The sequence below is a fragment of the Tersicoccus sp. Bi-70 genome, from assembly GCF_001968825.1.
In the GTDB taxonomy this organism is placed as follows: domain Bacteria; phylum Actinomycetota; class Actinomycetes; order Actinomycetales; family Micrococcaceae; genus Tersicoccus.
The window spans coordinates 193153-211047 of sequence record NZ_MIEU01000014.1 but is presented as its reverse complement, the minus strand read 5'-3'; the positions used below and the strand labels follow the sequence as shown (position 1 = coordinate 211047).

16 protein-coding genes are annotated in these 17895 nt (G+C 72.1%); 7 read left to right on the top strand and 9 right to left on the bottom strand.

What is annotated here, in order from left to right:
- Positions 1 to 8: 8 nt before the first annotated feature.
- A complete protein-coding gene (locus tag BGP79_RS12110) occupies positions 9 to 2198 on the bottom strand; it encodes a heavy metal translocating P-type ATPase (RefSeq protein WP_083701868.1) in 2190 nt (729 codons plus the stop codon).
- A 127-nt stretch (positions 2199 to 2325) separates the two neighbouring features.
- On the opposite strand from BGP79_RS12110, the gene BGP79_RS12105 reads away from it, so the two are divergent.
- Genes BGP79_RS12105 through BGP79_RS12095 form a run of 3 tightly spaced genes read left to right on the top strand, consistent with a single transcriptional unit; the run spans position 2326 to position 5187 of the window.
- Positions 2326 to 3048 (top strand): DUF969 domain-containing protein, encoded by a 723-nt coding sequence (locus BGP79_RS12105; RefSeq protein ID WP_076695841.1) that lies wholly within the window; start codon positions 2326 to 2328, stop codon positions 3046 to 3048.
- Entirely contained in the window at positions 3045 to 4133 is a 1089-nt protein-coding gene (locus tag BGP79_RS12100) for a DUF979 domain-containing protein (RefSeq protein WP_076695839.1), read from the top strand. The genes BGP79_RS12105 and BGP79_RS12100 overlap by 4 nt, the downstream gene beginning before the upstream one ends.
- A 1-nt stretch (position 4134) precedes the next feature.
- Complete coding sequence (locus BGP79_RS12095) at positions 4135 to 5187, top strand: DUF2891 family protein (RefSeq protein WP_076695837.1); 1053 nt, start codon at positions 4135 to 4137, stop codon at positions 5185 to 5187.
- 12 nt (positions 5188 to 5199) lie between these two features.
- On the opposite strand, the gene BGP79_RS12090 is transcribed toward BGP79_RS12095, so the two are convergent.
- Both BGP79_RS12090 and BGP79_RS12085 read right to left on the bottom strand, forming a co-directional pair.
- The gene (locus tag BGP79_RS12090; RefSeq protein ID WP_076695835.1) at positions 5200 to 5547 is read right to left on the bottom strand and encodes a branched-chain amino acid transporter permease; all 348 of its coding nucleotides are present in this window, start codon (positions 5545 to 5547) and stop codon (positions 5200 to 5202) included.
- On the bottom strand, positions 5544 to 6290 hold the full coding sequence (locus BGP79_RS12085; RefSeq protein ID WP_076695833.1) for an AzlC family ABC transporter permease: 747 nt from the start codon (positions 6288 to 6290) through the stop codon (positions 5544 to 5546). The genes BGP79_RS12090 and BGP79_RS12085 overlap by 4 nt, the downstream gene beginning before the upstream one ends.
- 182 nt (positions 6291 to 6472) lie before the next feature.
- Between BGP79_RS12085 and BGP79_RS12080 the strand changes: the two genes are divergently transcribed.
- The 3 genes from BGP79_RS12080 (at position 6473) to BGP79_RS12070 (ending at position 10387) form a co-directional block, all read left to right on the top strand.
- Positions 6473 to 6898 (top strand): low molecular weight phosphatase family protein, encoded by a 426-nt coding sequence (locus BGP79_RS12080; protein ID WP_076695828.1) that lies wholly within the window; start codon positions 6473 to 6475, stop codon positions 6896 to 6898.
- 107 nt (positions 6899 to 7005) lie between these two features.
- The gene (locus BGP79_RS12075) at positions 7006 to 9312 is read left to right on the top strand and encodes a DEAD/DEAH box helicase (protein ID WP_076696072.1); all 2307 of its coding nucleotides are present in this window, start codon (positions 7006 to 7008) and stop codon (positions 9310 to 9312) included.
- Positions 9313 to 9490: 178 nt separating this feature from the next.
- Positions 9491 to 10387, top strand: coding sequence for an alpha/beta hydrolase fold domain-containing protein (locus BGP79_RS12070; RefSeq protein ID WP_076695821.1), 897 nt, complete (start codon positions 9491 to 9493; stop codon positions 10385 to 10387).
- 129 nt (positions 10388 to 10516) lie between these two features.
- Here the strand turns inward: BGP79_RS12070 and BGP79_RS12065 are convergent, their stop codons facing one another.
- From BGP79_RS12065 to BGP79_RS12040, 6 genes are all read right to left on the bottom strand, one after another.
- Positions 10517 to 10831, bottom strand: coding sequence for a sigma factor (locus tag BGP79_RS12065; RefSeq protein ID WP_076695815.1), 315 nt, complete (start codon positions 10829 to 10831; stop codon positions 10517 to 10519).
- A gap of 120 nt (positions 10832 to 10951) precedes the next feature.
- Complete coding sequence (locus BGP79_RS12060; protein WP_198928475.1) at positions 10952 to 12271, bottom strand: amidohydrolase family protein; 1320 nt, start codon at positions 12269 to 12271, stop codon at positions 10952 to 10954.
- Between the two features lie 28 nt (positions 12272 to 12299).
- Positions 12300 to 13301, bottom strand: a complete 1002-nt coding sequence (locus BGP79_RS12055; protein WP_076695814.1) for a sugar phosphate isomerase/epimerase — start codon at positions 13299 to 13301, stop codon at positions 12300 to 12302.
- A gap of 58 nt (positions 13302 to 13359) precedes the next feature.
- Positions 13360 to 14529, bottom strand: a complete 1170-nt coding sequence (locus tag BGP79_RS12050) for a Gfo/Idh/MocA family protein (RefSeq protein ID WP_076695813.1) — start codon at positions 14527 to 14529, stop codon at positions 13360 to 13362.
- A gap of 2 nt (positions 14530 to 14531) precedes the next feature.
- Positions 14532 to 15662, bottom strand: a complete 1131-nt coding sequence (locus BGP79_RS12045) for a Gfo/Idh/MocA family protein (protein ID WP_076695812.1) — start codon at positions 15660 to 15662, stop codon at positions 14532 to 14534.
- Positions 15659 to 16417 carry a sugar phosphate isomerase/epimerase gene (locus tag BGP79_RS12040; protein WP_076695807.1) on the bottom strand — a complete coding sequence of 253 codons (759 nt, stop codon included), beginning with the start codon at positions 16415 to 16417 and terminating at the stop codon, positions 15659 to 15661. The genes BGP79_RS12045 and BGP79_RS12040 overlap by 4 nt, the downstream gene beginning before the upstream one ends.
- Before the next feature lie 165 nt (positions 16418 to 16582).
- Between BGP79_RS12040 and BGP79_RS12035 the strand changes: the two genes are divergently transcribed.
- The gene (locus tag BGP79_RS12035) at positions 16583 to 17845 is read left to right on the top strand and encodes an ROK family transcriptional regulator (protein WP_083701866.1); all 1263 of its coding nucleotides are present in this window, start codon (positions 16583 to 16585) and stop codon (positions 17843 to 17845) included.
- Positions 17846 to 17895 lie beyond the last annotated feature (50 nt).

The following is a 17895-nucleotide window of genomic DNA, read 5'->3' as shown; positions in this document are numbered from 1 at the left end:
CTTACTTCTCAGCTGCGAGTCGCGGGTCGGCGGTCGGGGGAGCGGGATTCGGACGAGCGGTCGTCGGACGAGTGGGATTCGAGGAACGCGGCGACGCTGCGGGCCGGCGTCAGGTCGAGGCGGCGCAGCAACTGCGCGTTCAGCGCCACGACGACGGTGGAGATCGACATCAGGATCGCTCCCACGCTCATCGGCAGGACGAACCCGATCGGGGCCAGGACACCGGCGGCCAGCGGCACGGAGATCAGATTGTATCCGGCGGCCCACCACAGGTTCTGCTGCATCTTCCGGTACGCGGCCCGGGAGAGGGCGATGACGGAGAGCACCGAGCGCGGGTCCGAGGAGGCGAGGATGACGCCGGCGGAGGCGATCGCCACGTCCGTGCCGGCGCCGATCGCGATGCCGACGTCGGCCGCCGCCAGGGCGGGCGCGTCGTTCACGCCGTCACCGACCATCGCCACTCTCCGGCCCTCCCGCTGCAGCTCGGTGACGGTCGCGGCCTTGTCCTCCGGCCGCACCCCCGCGTACACGCGGTCGATGCCGAGCTCGCGGGCGACGGTCTCGGCCACGGGCCGGGCGTCACCGGTCACCATCACCACCTGCACCCCGGCGGCGTGCAGGGCGTCGACGGCGTCACGGGACTCGGGCCGCACCTCGTCGGCCAGCCGGAGCGCCCCGGCGACGCGGCCGTCGACGACGACGTGCAGGACGATCGCGCCCTCGTCGTGCCACGGGCCGGCCTCGGGCAGTTCGTCGAGGCCGCGCTGCTCGAGCAGGCGGGGGCCGCCGACCTCGACGACGGTGCCGTCGACCGTGGCGCGCACGCCGACCGCGGGGGAGGAGGTGAAGCCGTCCGCCGCGGGCAACTCGAGCCCGCGGTCGCCGGCCGCGCGGACGATCGCCGTCGCCAGGGGGTGCTCGCTGGCCCGTTCGGCGGCCGCGGCACGAGCGAGCACATCGTCCTCGGAGCGGGCTCCGGCCTCGCCGGCCGCGGTCGCGACGGCGGTGACGGTCGGCTCGCCCCGGGTCAGCGTCCCCGTCTTGTCCATCAGCACGGTGTCCACGGTCCGCATCGACTCCAGGGCGAGCCGGTCGGTGACCAGCACGCCACCGCGGGCCGCCCGCTCGGTCGCGATCGCGACGACGAGGGGGATGGCCAGGCCGAGGGCGTGCGGGCAGGCAATGACGAGGACGGTGATGGTGCGCACGACGGCGTCATCGGGCATCCCGATCGCGGTCCAGACCAGCGCGGTGATCACGGCGGAGCCGAGCGCGAACCAGAACAGCCAGGCGGCGGCGGTGTCGGCGATCCGCTGCGCGCGGGAGCTGGAGCCCTGCGCCTCCGCGACGAGCCGGCGGATGCCGGCCAGGGCGGTGTCCTCCCCGATCGCGGTCACCTCGACCCGCAGCCCGGAGTCGGTGGCGACGGTGCCGGCGACGACGCGGTCACCGGTCGAGCGTTCCACCGGGGTGGACTCGCCGGTCACCATCGACTCGTCCATGCTGGCCGACCCGTCGACGATCCGCCCGTCCGCGGGCACGGCCGCACCGGGGCGGACGAGCACGAGGTCGCCCACCATCAGGTCGGAGGGGTCCACGGGCACGACGTCGTCGCCGTCGATCCGCTCGGCGGCGTCGGGCAGCAGCGCGGCGAGGGAGTCCAGGGCGGACGTCGTCATCGCGAGCGAGCGCATCTCGATCCAGTGCCCGAGCAGCATGATGACGACCAGCAGCGCGAGCTCCCACCAGAAGTGCAGTTGCGCATCGAGCAGGCCGAGGCTCGCGCCCCAGGAGGCGAGGAACGCGACGGTGATGGCGAGGGCGATCAGCAGCATCATGCCGGGCCTGCGCGAGCGCAGTTCCGCGACGCCGCCGGTGAGGAACGGGCGGCCGCCCCAGACGTAGAGCACGGTGCCGAGCACCGGGGAGAGCCACGGCACCCAGGCGGCGTCGGGCAGGTGGTAGCCGAGCAGGTGGGCGAACATCTCGTTGAACGCCACCACCGGCACGGCGAGGACGAGCATGATCCAGAACAGCCGGCGGAACTGGGCGACGTGGTCGCCGTGACCGGCATGACCTTCATGGCCGGCGCCGTGGCTCTCGTGGCCGCCGTGGTGGTGCTCGTGAGCAGGCCTGGACCCGGCGGTGGGGGTGCGGGATTCGTCGATGGTGGAACTGGCGTGTCGGTCGTGTGCCATGACCCTACGGTATACCCCTAGGGGGTATTAGAGGAAGAGTCTGCCCACGACAGGGGGTTGAGCTGGGCCGACAATCGGACGATGCTGGCTAGTTGGCCTGCTCTGTCCGCCGCTCGGAGGGAATCGCATGTTCGTCCTCATCGGCGTCGCCGTCGTCATCGTCGGTTTCGCCCTCCGCGTCAACGCCCTGCTCGTCGTCACCGTCGCCGGCATCGTCACCGCCCTCATCGGCGGGATCGGGCCGGTCGGCATCCTCGACGCCTTCGGCAACGGTTTCGCCTCGAGCCGGTCGGTGACGACCTTCGCGCTCGTGCTGCCCGTGATCGGACTGATCGAGCGCTACGGCCTGCAGGTCCAGGCCAAACGCCTCATCGCGAAGCTGGATCGCCTCACCACGGGGCGCCTGCTCGCCGCGTACCTCGCGGTCCGCCAGGTCACCGCCGCGGTGGGGTTGATGAGCATCGGCGGGCCGGCGCAGACCGTCAGGCCGCTCGTCTACCCGATGGCCGAGGGCGCCGCGACGAAGCGGTACGGCACCCTCAGCGAGCGGATGCGCGAGAAGGTCAAGGGGTTCTCGGCCTCGTCCGACACGGTCGGGGTGTTCTTCGGCGAGGACGTCTTCGTCGCGGTCGGGTCCATCCTGCTCATCACGACGTTCGTCGACAGCACGTACCACCTGACGCTCGAGCCGATCAACCTGGCGCTGTGGGCCATCCCGACCGGTGTCGCGGCCCTGCTGATCCACGGCACGCGCCTGCTGCTGCTCGACCGCCGGCTCGACCGGATGGCCGCCGACCTGGCGACGTCCGCCGGCTCCGGGGAGCGCGCCACGACGGGAGGCGCGGCATGATCACCAACGAATGGCTCTACTGGCTCATCGGCGCGTTCTTCGTGGCCGTCTCCGTCCTCATCCTGCTCGACGCCGGCCACGCGAAGCGCCTCGGCAACGCCGCGTTCTGGGGCGTCCTCGGGCTGAGCTTCTTCTACGGCACCTTCGTCGCGGCCAAATCGGCGCCCGCGTGGGTGCTCGGCATCGCGGTCCTCGTCATGGTGGCCCTGGCCGGCTTCGGGTTCACCGGCACGACGAGCCGGACGCGCACGTCCGCGGTCGCCGGCGCCGGGGCCGGGCAGCCCACCGGTCCGGCGACGCCCACGTCGGCCATCCCGCGGGTGGCCGGTCCGGGACGGGAGGCCGCTCCGTCGGTGCTGGCGACGTCCTCGCCCGAGGAGCGGGAGGACTTCGCGACGCGGTTCGGCAACCGCCTGTTCGTCCCCGCCCTCGTGGTGCCGCTCGTCGCTGTGCTCGTCGCGACGCTCGGCCCGCTCATCCGCATCGGCGGGAAGCCGCTGCTCGCCGAGGGCAGTGCCACGCTGACCGGGCTGGGGATCGGCGCGGTCCTCGCGGTCGTCGTCGCCGTCCTCATCCTGCGGCCGCCGCGGCCCGTGACGACGCCGCTGCGGGAGGGTGGCCGGCTGCTGCAGGCGATCGGCTGGGCCGCGCTGCTGCCGCAGATGCTCTCGACGCTGGGCATCGTCTTCACCCAGGCCGGCGTCGGCACCGCCGTCGGCACCATCGCCAAGGCCGTGCTGCCGGAGGGCTCCCTGCTCGCCGCGGTCGTGGTCTACTGCGCCGGCATGGCCATCTTCACGATCGTCATGGGCAACGCCTTCGCGGCGTTCCCGATCATGACGGCGGCGATCGGGTGGCCGGTCCTCGTGCAGGGCTTCGGCGGCAACCCCGCGGCCGTCTTCGCGATCGGTATGCTCGCCGGGTTCTGCGGGACGCTCGTGACCCCGATGGCCGCCAACTTCAACCTCGTGCCCGCCGCCCTGCTCGAGATGCGGGACAAGTACGGGCCGATCAAGGCGCAGCTCCCGACCGCCGGGATCCTGCTCGTCGTCAACATGGGAGTGATGTACTTTGTCGCGTTCTGACGTGTCCCTCGACCGTTCTGCCTGGGCCTCCGCCTTCGCGCGGGTGGTGATCGGCAACCTCGAACGGGAGTACCCGTACGCCGCCCAGCACACCACCGTCGGCCCCGAGGACCGGGCGCTGCCGGTCGAGCTGCATCCGGCGTTCGCGACGTCGTACGACTGGCACTCCTCGGTGCACATGCACTGGCTGGCGGCGCGCCTGGCCGCGTACGCCTCGACGACCTCGGACACCCTCGGCGGGCTCGAGGCGCAGGTGACCGGCATCCTCGAGGCCCACCTGACGGCCCACAACCTGGCCCGGGAGGCCGAGTACCTCGCCGCGACCCCGCACTACGAACGGCCGTACGGCTGGGCGTGGGGCTTCCGGCTCGCGGCCGAGGTATCGACGTCCGAGGCGCCGGCGATCCGCGCCCTCGCGCCGGGGTTCACGCCCTTCATCGACGTCCTGGAGGACCTGACGACCCGGTGGGTCCAGAACGCGGCCTACCCCGTGCGGCACGACGTGCACTCCAACTCCGCCTTCGGGCTGCTGCTCGCGCTCGACGCCGCACGGGTGCTCGGCCGGGCCGAGCTCGCCGAGACGGTGTCCCGCACGGCGCGCGCATGGTTCGGATCGGACGCGGGCTGGCCGTTCGCGTGGGAGCGTAGCGGGCACGACTTCCTCTCGGCCGGTTTCGCCGAGGCGGACCTGATGCGGGCCGTGCTGCCCGCGGCCGAGTTCGCCGGCTGGGCGGACGGGTTCTTCTCGGCGCTGGAGCCGGGCGACGAGGTGCTCGCCCCGGCCGTCGTCCGGGACGAGAACGACCCGCAGCAGGTGCACCTCTTCGGGCTGGATCTCTCGCGGGCCGGCTCCGCGCGCCGCGTCGTCGACGCACTGCGGGATGCCGGCGCGACCGGGGGTCTGGTCGAGACGCTCGAGCCCGCGGTCGAGCCGCTGCTCGCCGCCGGCCTCGCCGCGAGCGTCGGCGAGGAGTACTACTCGACGCACTGGCTCGCCTCGTTCGCGTGGGATGCGATGGAGGCCCGGGAGCACGCCGCACTCACCGTCGGCTGACGCCTGACGCGGTCAGGCCATCCCGGCGACGTTGACCAGCACGACGAACGTCGCCGTGCCGAGGCCGACGCTGAGGAGGGTTCGCCGGCCGAGCGTCAGGTGCACCACGACGGTGACGACGACGGCGATCAGCCCGGAGAGCAGCGACCCCGTGTCGTGGCCGGCCGAGGAACGGAAGGTGACCGCGGCCAGGATGCCGAGGATCCCGACGGGCATCCACACCGACATGGTCTGCACGAAGCGGGACGCCCGCAGCGGCTTCAGCAGCGCGAAGGGCAGCGCCCGCAGCGTGAAGGTGATCGCGAACATGATCGCCAGCACCCCGGCCACGTACCAGCCGTTCAGGCCGCCCGCGATCATGACGCCGCCCCCGGCTCGCGGCCCGGCGCATCCCGTCCGGACCGGTCCCGGCTCACCGCGAAGCGGATCACGAGCAGCACGACGAAGCCGATCAGCCCGGCGAACAGGGCCGAGTCCGGCATCAGGACGACCGCGAGCGAGAAGCTGAGGCCGGCCAGCAGCAGCGACGGCAACTCCTTCCGGCTGCGGCAGGCGTCCAGGGTAAGGGTGATGAAGAGGGCGCACAGTGCGAACTCGAGGCCGGCGATCCGGAACGGGATCAGCTGTGCCAGGGCGACGCCGGTCAGCCCGCCGCCCACCCAGTACGTCTGGAAGGCGACCTGCATCGAGACCAGCCGCCAGGAGGTCCAGGCGCGCGGCCGGCCCGCGGTGACGGCGAACGCCTCGTCGATGAGGGCGTACATCGAGTAGGTCCGTGCCACCGGGTTCCGCACCACGTGCAGGGGGAACGTGAAGGCGTAGAACACGTGCCGGAAGTTGACGAGGAAGGTGGTCAGCGCGATCGTCGCGAGCGGGGTGACGGCCGTGATCATAGTGATCATCAGCAGTTCGAGGGACCCGGCGAAACCGAAGGTCGAGAGGGCCGGGGCGATCCACCACGGCAGCCCGGCCTGGATGACGAGCACCCCGAAGGCGATGCCGATCGGGTACATGCCCAGTCCCGCGGCGAGGGAGTCCTGCACGCCCGCGGCCACCTGCCGGCGCCGCGACTGCGGTGGCGCCGCCACGATCGTCTCCGTCACCCCACCATGATCTCAGGATCGGCGCGCCATCCGGTTGCCGATCTGGTTGACGAAGGCCTCGACCGTGCAATCATGTGGCCTGCGAGGGTGTTCGTCCGCAACCGGATCATGACGATCGCCGGCATCCAGAAGGTCACCTCGCGCTTCCCCATGAAGGTGATCAAGTCGCTGCGGAGGACACCGTGAACGAGGAACGCCCCTGCGTCGTGTTCGTGTGCGTGAAGAACGCGGGCAAGTCCCAGATGGCCGCCGCCCTCGCCCGCCGTGACGCGGGTGAGGCGCTCGAGATCCACTCGGCCGGAGTCCGGCCCGGCTCGGAGCTGAACGACCTCTCGCGGCGGTCCCTCGAGGAGGCCGGTGCCTCGGTGGCGGGGGAGTACCCCAAGCCGCTCGACGCCGCCCTGCTGCGCCGGGCCGATCGCGTCGTCGTGCTCGGCCGGGAGGCCGTGGTCGAGCCGGTCGAGGGCATGCGCGGCACGATCGTCACGTGGGACACCGACGAACCGTCCACCCGCGGGATCGAGGGCATCGAACGGATGCGGCTGGTCCGGGACGACATCGCCCGCCGGGTGGATGCGCTGGTCAGCGAGCTGGTGCCGCGCGACTGACGTGGTCGTCCGCAGCCGCCCGGCGAACTGTCGGAGGAACCTGAGAGGCTGGGACCATGAGCCCGACCGATCAGCAGACCGCGCAGCCCTCTGACGCGAGCACCGAGATGAGCACCGAGACGAGCACCGAGACGAGTGCGCAGCCGAGCCCTCATCAGGAGCCGGCCGTCCGCGACGACGCCCTGTACGCCGAGGCGCTCGAGGTGCTGCACGCGCTGACCGGCAGCACGGACGCGCGATTCCACCCGGGCCAGTACGAGGCGATCGAGGCGCTGGTCGCCGACCACCGCCGCGCCCTCGTCGTCCAGCGCACCGGGTGGGGCAAGTCCGCGGTCTACTTCCTCGCGTCCCTGCTGCTGCGCCGTCGCGGTGCGGGACCGGCGCTGATCGTCTCTCCGCTGCTGGCGCTGATGCGGGACCAGATCGGCGCCGCCGAGCGCGCCGGCGTGCGTGCCGTGGCGATCAACTCCGCGAACGCCACCGAGTGGACCGACATCTCCGCCCGGCTGGCCGCGGACGACGTCGACGTCCTGCTCATCTCGCCCGAGCGGCTCACCAACCCGCGGTTCCGCGCCGAGCAGCTGCCGGATCTGATCCGCCGGTGCGCGCTCGTGGTCATCGACGAGGCGCACTGCATCTCCGACTGGGGGCACGACTTCCGGCCGGACTACCGCCGCATCCGCGACCTGCTCGCCGAGCTGCCCGACGGGGTGCCCGTGCTCGCGACGACGGCGACGGCGAACGCACGGGTGGTCGCCGACGTCGCGGAGCAGCTGGACGTACGCCTGATGGACGGCGCCCCGGCCGAGGAGGATTCCGGTGCAGGAGCTGGAACGGGTGAGCACGACGGCGTCTTCACCCTGCGCGGCCCGCTCGCGCGCAGCTCCCTGCGCCTGGGCGTGCTGCGGCTGGGCAACAACACCGACCGGCTCGGCTGGCTGCTGCAACACCTCGGGGACCTGCACGGGTCCGGCATCATCTACGCCCTCACCGTCGCGGCCGCCGAGGACACCGCCCGCGCGCTCGCGGCCGCCGGCCACGACGTGCGTGCCTACACCGGGCGCACGGACCCGGCCGACCGGCAGGAGCTCGAGGACGCGCTCAAGGGCAACCGGGTCAAGGCCCTGGTCGCCACCAGCGCGCTGGGCATGGGCTTCGACAAGCCCGACCTCGGCTTCGTCATCCACCTCGGGGCGCCGTCCTCACCGGTCGCGTACTACCAGCAGGTGGGCCGTGCCGGCCGGTCCGGGGCGGACGCCGACGTGCTGCTGCTGCCCGGCATCGAGGACGAGAACATCTGGCAGTACTTCGCCACCGCCTCGATGCCGCGCCGGGAGAAGGCCGAGGCCGTCATCGGCGAGCTGACCGGTGCGGGCGGGTCGCTCAGCGTCCCGGCCCTGGAGGCCCGGGTCGACCTGCGCCGCACGCCTCTGGAGCTGCTGCTCAAGGTGCTCGCGGTCGACGGGGCGATCGAGAAGGTGTCCGGCGGCTGGCAGGCCACCGGGGTGCCCTGGGAGTACGACGAGCAGCGGTACGCCGCGATCGCCGCCGCCCGGAAGGCCGAGCAGCAGGCGATGCTCGAGTACGAGCGGACCACCGGGTGCCGGATGGAGTTCCTCACCCGGCAGCTCGACGACGAGGACGCCGCACCGTGCGGCCGCTGCGACCGTTGCACCGCGCCCTGGTACCCGGCCGCCGTCGACGCCGGCAGCACCGAGCGCGCCGCCGGGGCCCTGGCCGCGGCCGGCGTGGAGATCGAGCCGCGCAGTACGTGGCCCTCCGGCATGGACCGGCTCGGCGTCACCGACGGCGACGGCTCCCCGGTCAAGGGCAAGATTCCCGAGGGGGACCGCGCCGAGCCGGGCCGTGCCCTCGCCCGGCTCTCCGATCTGGGTTTCGGGGGCCGGCTCCGCGAGCTGCTCGAGCCTCGTCTCGACGCGACCGGTGGCGAGGAGAACGGCAGCGGCGAGAGCGGGGTCGGCGGTGCGCACGACGGGGACCTGCCGCCGGATCTGGGCAAGGCCTGCGTCCGGGTGCTCCGGGAGTGGAGCTGGGCGCGTCGCCCCGCCGGTGTCGTCGCGCTGGGCTCCCGCACCCATCCACGGCTGATCACGTCGCTGGCCCGCGGCCTGGCCGAGGTGGGGCGGCTGCAGTACCTCGGCGAGATGCCGGTGCGGGACGGCCACCCGGCGTCCCGCCCGGGCGGGAACAGCGCGTTCCGGCTCGCGGGCGTGTGGGGTGGCCACGTCGTGACCCCCGAGCTGGCCGCGGCGCTCGCGGAGCTGGACGGGGAACCCGTGCTGCTCGTGGATGACCTCGTCGACTCCCGGTGGACGCTCACCGTGGCCGCCCGGGACCTGCGCCGGGCCGGTGCGGGCGCGGTGCTGCCGTTCACGCTCGCCTCCGCGGGCTAGCACGCTCGCCTCGGCGGGCCAGCACGGGCCGCTCCGCGGGAACGGACAGCTGCGCGGGGTAGCGTGAGCGCATCGGTGCTGGTCAACACGCGGTCCCGGCGCATGTCGGTGCCGGTCGACCCGCCGATCCGTCGGTTCCCTCGAGTCCGGTCCTCCCGAGTCAGGAGCGCTTTCGTCCATGGTCACGCTGCCCGATGCCCTCGTCTCCCCGCTGCTGCGCCTGGCGGGGGCGAACAAGCCGTTCGTCACCGCCGACGGTGCCCGGAGGCGGCTGGAGGACAACGTCCTGCGCCCGGCCGCGTACGGACCGCCGAAGCGTCTGCGCAGCGACGTCCGCGTCGACGTCGTCCAGGATCGGCACTGGCCGGTGTACACGGTCACACCCACCGCCACGGAGCGTCCCGCGGGCAGCGTCGTCTATGCGCACGGGGGTGGCTGGGTCAACCAGATCGTGGGCTTCCACTGGCGCCTGATCGCGGACATCGCCGCGGAAGCGGGCGTCGCCGTCACCGTCCCGATCTATCCGCTGGTGCCGTACGGGACGGCGGGGGAGACCCGGGACCGGGTCGTCGAACTCGTGCGCTCCAACCTCGAGACGTACGGGCCGACGTTCCTCGCCGGCGACTCCGCCGGTGGCCAGATCGCCCTCTCCGCCGCCCTCAAGCTGCGGGACGAGGGCATCCGGTTGCCCATGACCACCCTCATCTCCCCCGCACTGGACCTGACGTTCAGCAACCCGCGCATCCCTGACGTGCAGCCGACCGACCCGTGGCTCGGCACCGAGGGCGCCACCGTCTTCGCGGAGGCCTGGCGGGGTGACCTGCCGATGACCGACCCGGCCGTGAGCCCGCTCTTCGGCGACCTCGCCGGGCTCGGTCCGTTGACCGTCTTCATCGGATCGCGCGACGTGCTCAACCCCGACGTCCACCTGCTGGAGAAGAAGGCGCGGGACGCCGGCGTCGAGATCACCGTCTTCGAGAAGCCGGGGCAGGTGCACGTCTATCCGCTGCTGCCCACCCGCATCGGTCGCGAGGCCTCCCGGGAGGTCGTGCAGAGCATCACCCGGGCGCTCTGACCGCACCGTGCTCTGACCGCACCGTGCTCTGACCGCACCGTGCTCTGACCGCACCGTGCTCTGACCGCGTCGCGGACGGGTTCGTGCGGTGACGGCGCGCCGGTCGGCCGGCCGTTCGTCATCCCGCGGTCACGCCGCGGGGTGCTCGGGCCGGCCCCGCCCCTCGGACGCGCACCGGCGGGCGAGCGCCAGACACCAGGTCGTCGCGGTGCCGTGATCGGCGTTCCAGGCCGCGGCGTGCTGCCAGATGCGCAGATACGTCTCGTGCAGGACCTCTTCGCTGTGCCGCTCGCCCGCGACGGCGGCCCGGACCACCGCGAAGACGGGACCGCACGTCGCGTCGTAGAGCGCGCCGAAAGCATCACGATCTCCACGCGCCACCGCGGCCAGGAGATCGGCGAGGTGGTCGTCGCGGGAGACGACGGCATCATCCGAACTCCCCATCCGCTCAGCATGGCATCATCAGCCCGCTGATAGTTCGATGCCGCGTCACGATTCGATGACGATCCGGCCGGCATCGTTCCCGGTCAGGCCGGCGATGAGCCGGTCAACCCACCGCCCGATCTACCGGCGGTAGTCGAAGGCCACCAGGTCGCCGACGCCGGTACGCCGGACCATCCCCCAGCGGCTGACCCAGCCACCGGCTCCGGCGCCGCGGCGCACCGAGCGGCTCTCGAAGGCCACGATCTCGCCGTTGACCAGCGTCCAGATGGCGCGCTTCTCGTGCTGGTTGATCACCGTCACGTTGCCCAGCGCCCCGGCGCCCAGATGGCCGGTCTTCTCGGTCCACCAGGGGTTGCGGGTCCGCTCGCTCAACAACCGCGCGGGATTCGCCGTCATCGTCGCCACCGCCCGGGAGAGGGTGAGCACCCCGGACTCGGCCACCTCGAGAATGGCCGGGATGTTGTCGCGGGTGTCACCGAACCCCTTCATGGTGGCCTCGAGCTGTCCGTCGGAGATGAGGATGTCGACGTCTCCGCGGTGCAGCGCGTCCATCGCCAGCTGCTGGGAGGCCTTCGTCATCTTCAGGCCCTCACGGCTGCCGAGGCTCGGCCGGAGCATCGAGGTCACGAACTCGGCGCTCACGTGCGGCTCCTCGACCAGGGCGAGGACCCGCGCCATGCTCTCCACCGGATCGCCGTGGGACCCGGAGCCCGCCGCCGTCGCATGGCCGAGGTGGACAGGGCGCCCGTTCGACAGACTGACGACGCGCTCCGCGTGCGTCGGATCCTGCGTGTGCGACATGTACAGCAGGCCGGCCTCGGAGGTGATCCGGTAGATGGCGTCGATCCGGTCGTCCGCCTGGATGAAGTGCCCCATGTGGTCCTTGATGCCGATGCACAGGGGAGCCGTGAGCGCGGTGATCGGATTGCGGGTCATGCGCGTGGTGGCGATCTCGGGGTCGAGTTCTCCCTTGAGCATGGTGATGATCTCGTCCACGGAGAGCATGGTGCCCAGCAGGTTGGCGGCGCCGATGAACACGCCCAGGTTGATCGGCAGGCCACGGTCGACCTCGGCGCCGAGCAGCGCCGGGGCCATCAGGGTGTTGCCCGCTCCCGGGGAGAGCGCGAACGTCACGCCGTCCTGGGTCGCCTCGAAGATCGGCTGCGTGCTGACCTCGAACAGGTCGCCCAGGTGCAGGTGGATGTCGATCAGCCCGGGCACCACCAGCAGGCCCTCGCAGTCGAGGATCCGGTCCCCGGGCTCCGGTGCCAGATCGTCTCCGGTCTCCACGACGTGACCGCCGTCGACGGCGATGTCGGTGACCCGGTCGACGTCGTTGGCGGGGTCGACCACGTGACCGCCCTTGAGCAGGATCCGGCCGCGGTCCTCGATGCCGTCGAGCCGGTCGTGCAGGGTGCCGTGGCGGGTGTTGGCCAGCACGGCGGCCAGGTTGTCCAGGTTGATGCTCTCAGCTCTGGTTGCTGAACGCGGCGTCGAACGACTGCGTCGAGGGCGCGAAGTCGTACTTCTTCAGCGCGGCCAGCGCCTCGGGAGCGCCCTCCAGGCGGTCCATGCCGGCGTCCTCCCACTCGATCGAGATCGGGCCGTCGTAGCCGATCGCCGTCAGCGCGCGGAACGCGGACTCCCAGGGCACGTCGCCCCGGCCGGCGGAGACGAAGTCCCAGCCGCGTCGCGGGTCGCCCCACGGCAGGTGCGAACCCATCACGGTGTTCCGCCCGGTCATCCGCACCTTCGTGTCCTTGCAGTCCACGTGGTAGATCCGGTCCTTGAAGTCCCAGATGAAGCTCACCGGGTCGATGCCCTGCCACATGAAGTGGCTCGGGTCCCAGTTCAGCCCGAATGCCTCACGGTGCCCGATGGCCTCGAGCGTGCGCACCGTCGTCCAGTAGTCGTAGGCGATCTCGGAGGGGTGCACCTCGTGCGCGAACCGGACGCCGCACTCGTCGAACACGTCGAGGATCGGGTTCCACCGGTCCGCGAAGTCCTGGTACCCGGCGTCGATCACGGACTCCGGGACGGGCGGGAACATGGCCACGTAGGGCCAGATGGACGAGCCGGTGAACCCGACGACGGTCGTGACGCCGAGCGCCTTCGCCAGCCGCGCGGTGTGCTTCAGCTCCTCCGCCGCCCGCTGACGGACGCCCTCGGGGTCGCCGTCGCCCCACACCGTCGGCCCGACGATCGCCTGGTGGCGGAAGTCGATCGGGTCGTCGCACACGGCCTGACCCTTGAGGTGGTTGGAGATCGCCCAGACCTTCAGGCCATGCTTGTCGAGCACCGCCTTCTTCGACGCGATGTACTCCTCGTCGTCCCAGCGCCACGCGTCCAGGTGGTCACCGGAGACGGCGATCTCGAGGCCGTCGTAGCCCCACGAGGCCGCGAGTCGGGCCACCTCCTCGAAGGGCAGGTCGGCCCACTGGCCGGTGAACAGGGTGTACGGGCGGGGCATCGGGGCCTCCTGCGACGACGGGACGGGCGGGGAGTAGGAAAGGGGAGGGGGAGGAGGGTCAGGCGCTGCCGACGGTGACGACGGAGCTCTTCGCCGCCGCCGACTCCTGCACGGCGGCGAGGACCCGCTGGACGGCCAGCCCCTCGGCGAACGAGGGGCTCGGCGCGACTCCGGTGTCGATCGCGGTCAGGAAGTCCCGGATCTGGTGGGTGAAGGTGTGCTCCCACCCGATGGTGTGGCCCGGCGGCCACCACGCGTCCAGGTACGGGTGCCCCGGCTCCGTGACGAGGATCCGGGCGGACCCCTGGGTCAGGGGAGAGCCGGCGCCGTCGAAGACCGTCAGTTCGTTCAGCCGCTCCAGGTCGAACCCGAGGCTGCCCGCGCTGCCGTAGACCTCGATGGTCAGCGCGTTCTTCCGGCCGAGCGCCACCCGGGACACCTCGACGCTGGCGACCGCGCCGCCGGCGAGGCTCAGCGTCGCCCACGCGGCGTCGTCCACCGTGACCGGCTCCGGGCCGTCGGGCCCGTTCCGGGTCGGCACGAAGGTGTGCAGCCGGCCCGAGACGTCGGTGACGGTGTCCCCGAGCAGGAACTGCACCTGGTCCACGGCGTGGGAGGCGATGTCCCCCAGCGCCCCGGAACCGGCGGTCTCCTTGCGCAGCCGCCAGGTCATCGGGGCGGTCTCGTCCGCCAGCCAGTCCTGCAGGTAGCTCACCCGCACCTGGCGCACCGTGCCCAGCCGCCCCTCGGCGATCAGGTCGCGGGCCAGGGCGAGGGCCGGCACACGCCGGTAGTTGAACCCGACCATGGACCGCACGCCCCGGGTCGCCGCCTCCTCGGCGGCGGCGACCATGGCGGCGGACTCGGTCATGGAGTTGGCCAGCGGCTTCTCGACGAGCACGTGCTTGCCGGCCTCGAGGAACGCACACGCCATCTCCGCGTGCAGCCAGCCCGGTGTGCAGATGTCGACGATGTCGATGTCGTCCCGGTCCAGCAGGGTGCGCCAGTCGGTCGCGGACTCCGCCCAGCCGTACCGGGCGGCCGCCTCGCCGACGGCGTCGGCGTCCCGGCCGACGAGCACCTTCCGTTCGAACGCCGGCACGTCGAAGTAGCTGGCCACGTTCCGCCACGCCTGGGAGTGGGCCTTGCCCATGAAGGCGTAGCCGATGGTGGCTACACCCAACGGGCGAGAATCCAGGCGAGAACCCGGGCGCTGCTGGCCGGACATGGTCAGAGCGTCTTCTCGGTCGGGTCGAAGTCCTCCGGCAGCGGCTCGGCGGCGACGGCGGTGCTCTCCAGCGAGATGAAGGAGCCGGTCTCGATCGACTCGGCGATCGAGACCATCGCGTCCAGCACGTGGTACGCGGCCTCGCCCTGCGCCCGGTGCGGCACGCCGGCCCGGATGGCGCGGGCCATCTCGAGCACGCCGGTGCCGCGCGAGGCGGTCGACCCGACGGCCGGGATGATCTCCGGATCGGCCCCGGCACGCGTGAGGACGATGTCGCCGTCGAACATGTTCGGGTCCGGGAAAGCGATCGTCGCCTCGCTGCCGGTGATCTCCACGACGCCGACGTTCTGCTTGGGCGAGTCGAAGCTGAAGATGCTCTGCGAGGACTCGCCGCCCTCGAACTGGGCGATGGCGCTGACGTGGGTGGGGACGGTGACGTCGAACGCCTCACCGGCCTTCGGGCCCGAGCCGATGGTGCGGGACGGCCGGGACTGCGAGCCGAAGGCGCCCACCTTCGCGATGGGGCCGAAGGTCTGCACCAGGGTGGTCAGGTAGTACGGGCCGATGTCGAACAGCGGACCCGCGCCGGCCTGGAACAGGAAGGCGGGGTTCGGGTGCCAGGACTCGGGGCCGGGGGACTGCATGAGCGTCAGCGCCGTCAGCGGGGTGCCGATGTCGCCGCGGGCGACGGTGCGCAGCGCGGTCTGCAGGCCGGCGCCGAGGAACGTGTCGGGAGCGCAGCCGAGCCGCACGCCCGCCGCGTCGGCGGCCTTGAGCAGGCCGAGGCCGCTCTCACGATCGAGGGAGAACGGCTTCTCGCTCCACACGTGCTTGCCCGCCTCGACGGCGGCGGTCGCCACCTCGACGTGGGCAGCGGGGATGGTCAGGTTGATGACGATCTCGACGTCCGGGTGCGCCAGGGCGTCCTCGACGCTGCCGGACGCCGGGATGCCGTACTCCGCGGCCCGCGTGGCAGCGACCTCGGGGAACAGGTCGGCGACCATGAGCACCTGCACGTCCGGGAACCGGGTGAGGTTGCTCAGATACTCCTTGCTGATGACGCCGGCGCCGATGATGGCAAGACCGACAGGCCCGGAACGCTGGGCGGTGGAGGTGGTGGTCTGCTCGCTCATCGGGTGGATCCCTCCGTGGTCGCGGCGGTGGAGCCGTTGAGGTAGGTCAGGCTGTCGGCGACGGCGGTGAAGATGTCGCCGGTGAAGTCGTCGAGCTCGACGACGGCGGTCTCGACGGACGAGCCGGCGGCGAGGACGTCGCGGATGGGCATCTTGCCGCTCCCCACGGCCACCTGATCCTTGTCCTCGGTGGTCAGCGGGCCGTCCTTGATGTGGACGAAGCGGACGCGGTCGCCGAGCCGGCGCAGCAGCTCGACCGGGTCCTCGCCGCCCACGGCCGCCCAGTAGGTGTCGACCTCGAGCACGACGGCGTCGTCGAGGTGCTCCGCGAGCACCTCGAGGCCCGAGCGCCCGTCGATCCGGGACTGCAGCTCGAACTCGTGGTTGTGGTAGCCGACGCGGATGCCGTGCTTCGCCCCGGCCTCGGCCGCGGCGTTGAGCGCCTGGGCGGTGGCGGCGATGTCCTCGGCGCTCTGCCAGCGGGCGCGATCCACGTGCGGGTCGATGACGGTCTCGATGCCCAGCTGCTTCGCCGCCGCGAAGATCTCCTCCTGGTCGGCGCTGAGCAGGGGCGCGTGCCCGGACGGGGCGGTCAGGCCGTGCTCCTTGAACGCGGCCTCGAGCTCGTCGGCGGTGGCGACGAAGTTGTAGGGCTCGACGGCGGTGTAGCCGATCTCGGCGACGCGGGCGATGGTGCCCGGGAGATCCGCGGTCAGGGCGTCGCGGACGGTGTACAGCTGCAGGGCATAGCGCACGAGGGGCCTCCTGGCGATGGACGGGTAGGCGGGACCGCGTACCCGGCTGAGCGAACTCACCACCGAACCTAGGGCAGCTTCTGACAGTGGTCAAGCAAAAGATGTGACAAAGTCGACGTCCGCAACCATGTGACACGCAGAAGTGCCGCGTGCTATCACTGGGGAATGTCGTCGCCGCTCGCAAGCACGAGGACGCCCGCGCCCGGCGGCCTCATCCTGTCCGCGAGCACCGTCGTGCTCCCGGCCCCCGCCAGCACGGCCCTGAGGGCGGGAGAACTCTTCCAGGTGCTGCGCGACGGTCACGCTCGCACGCGGGCCGAACTCGCCGAGATCACCGGCCTGGCCCGGTCGACCATCGCCACCCGGATCGACGCCCTGATGTCCTGCGGCCTGATCGGCCCGGCCGGGGAGGCCGTCTCCTCCGGCGGCCGGCCGCCGTCGCGCTTCGCCTTCTCCGCCTCCTCACGAGTCGTGCTCGCCGTCGATGTCGGCGCGACGCACGTGCTGATCGCCCTGACCGACCTCGGCGGCCGGGTGCTGGACGAGTCCCGCGCCGCGATCGCGGTGTCCGTCGGTCCGGTGGCTGTCCTCGACCTCGTCGTCGACCAGGCGCGCCTGCTGCTCGAGCGTTCCGGCCGTGACGTGCGGGAACTGGCCGGTATCGGCATCGGGCTGCCCGGGCCGGTCGAGCACTCCACCGGCCGTCCCGCGAACCCGCCCATCATGCCGGGCTGGGACGGCTTCGACGTGCCCGCGTACGTCCAGCAGTCGTTCGGCCTGGGGCGGGAGCTCGACGTCCTCGTCGACAACGACGTCAACATCATGGCCCTCGGCGAACGGGCCGGCTACTGGCCGATCGAGGAGAACCTGCTCTTCGTCAAGGTGGCCACCGGCATCGGTGCCGGCATCGTGGGGCGCGGCCTGCTGCAGCGCGGAGCCGACGGCACCGCCGGGGACATCGGCCACGTCCGCCTCTCCCGCGGTGACGGCGTGCTGTGCCGCTGCGGCAACGTCGGTTGCCTCGAGGCGCTGGCCTCCGGGCCGGCGGTCGCCTCCGCCCTGGCCGTAGCCGGGGTGCCCGCTGAGAGCGGCGAGGACGTCCTCGACCTCGTCCGCCACGGCAGCGTCCAGGCGGTCCAGGCCGTCCGCCAGGCCGGCCGGGACATCGGCGAGGTCCTCGCGACCTGCGTCAACCTGCTCAACCCGTCGGTGATCGTGATCGGTGGCGGCCTCTCCGCGGCCGGGGAGTACCTGCTCGCCGGCGTGCGCGAGATGGTCTACCAGCGCTCCCTGCCGCTGGCCACCGCCCGACTGCGCATCGTCCAGTCGATGGCCGGCGACCGGGCCGGCGTGCTCGGCGCCAGCCGCATGATCATCGACCACGTCCTCTCCCCGGACCGCATCGGCGCCCTCGTCTCCGAGGCCTGACCCGGCTTCCCCGGACGCATTCCCGCGCGACCCCGGCTCCTCGACAGCCG

Coding starts and splice junctions, on each gene's coding strand:
- BGP79_RS12045 (WP_076695812.1), bottom strand. CDS start 15,662: ATGAGCGAGCAGACCACCACCTCCACCGCCCAGCGTTCCGGGCCTGTC.
- BGP79_RS12035 (WP_083701866.1), top strand. CDS start 16,583: ATGTCGTCGCCGCTCGCAAGCACGAGGACGCCCGCGCCCGGCGGCCTC.
- BGP79_RS12110 (WP_083701868.1), bottom strand. CDS start 2,198: ATGGCACACGACCGACACGCCAGTTCCACCATCGACGAATCCCGCACC.
- BGP79_RS12075 (WP_076696072.1), top strand. CDS start 7,006: ATGAGCACCGAGACGAGCACCGAGACGAGTGCGCAGCCGAGCCCTCAT.
- BGP79_RS12050 (WP_076695813.1), bottom strand. CDS start 14,529: ATGTCCGGCCAGCAGCGCCCGGGTTCTCGCCTGGATTCTCGCCCGTTG.
- BGP79_RS12090 (WP_076695835.1), bottom strand. CDS start 5,547: ATGATCGCGGGCGGCCTGAACGGCTGGTACGTGGCCGGGGTGCTGGCG.
- BGP79_RS12055 (WP_076695814.1), bottom strand. CDS start 13,301: ATGCCCCGCCCGTACACCCTGTTCACCGGCCAGTGGGCCGACCTGCCC.
- BGP79_RS12070 (WP_076695821.1), top strand. CDS start 9,491: ATGGTCACGCTGCCCGATGCCCTCGTCTCCCCGCTGCTGCGCCTGGCG.
- BGP79_RS12100 (WP_076695839.1), top strand. CDS start 3,045: ATGATCACCAACGAATGGCTCTACTGGCTCATCGGCGCGTTCTTCGTG.
- BGP79_RS12105 (WP_076695841.1), top strand. CDS start 2,326: ATGTTCGTCCTCATCGGCGTCGCCGTCGTCATCGTCGGTTTCGCCCTC.
- BGP79_RS12065 (WP_076695815.1), bottom strand. CDS start 10,831: ATGGGGAGTTCGGATGATGCCGTCGTCTCCCGCGACGACCACCTCGCC.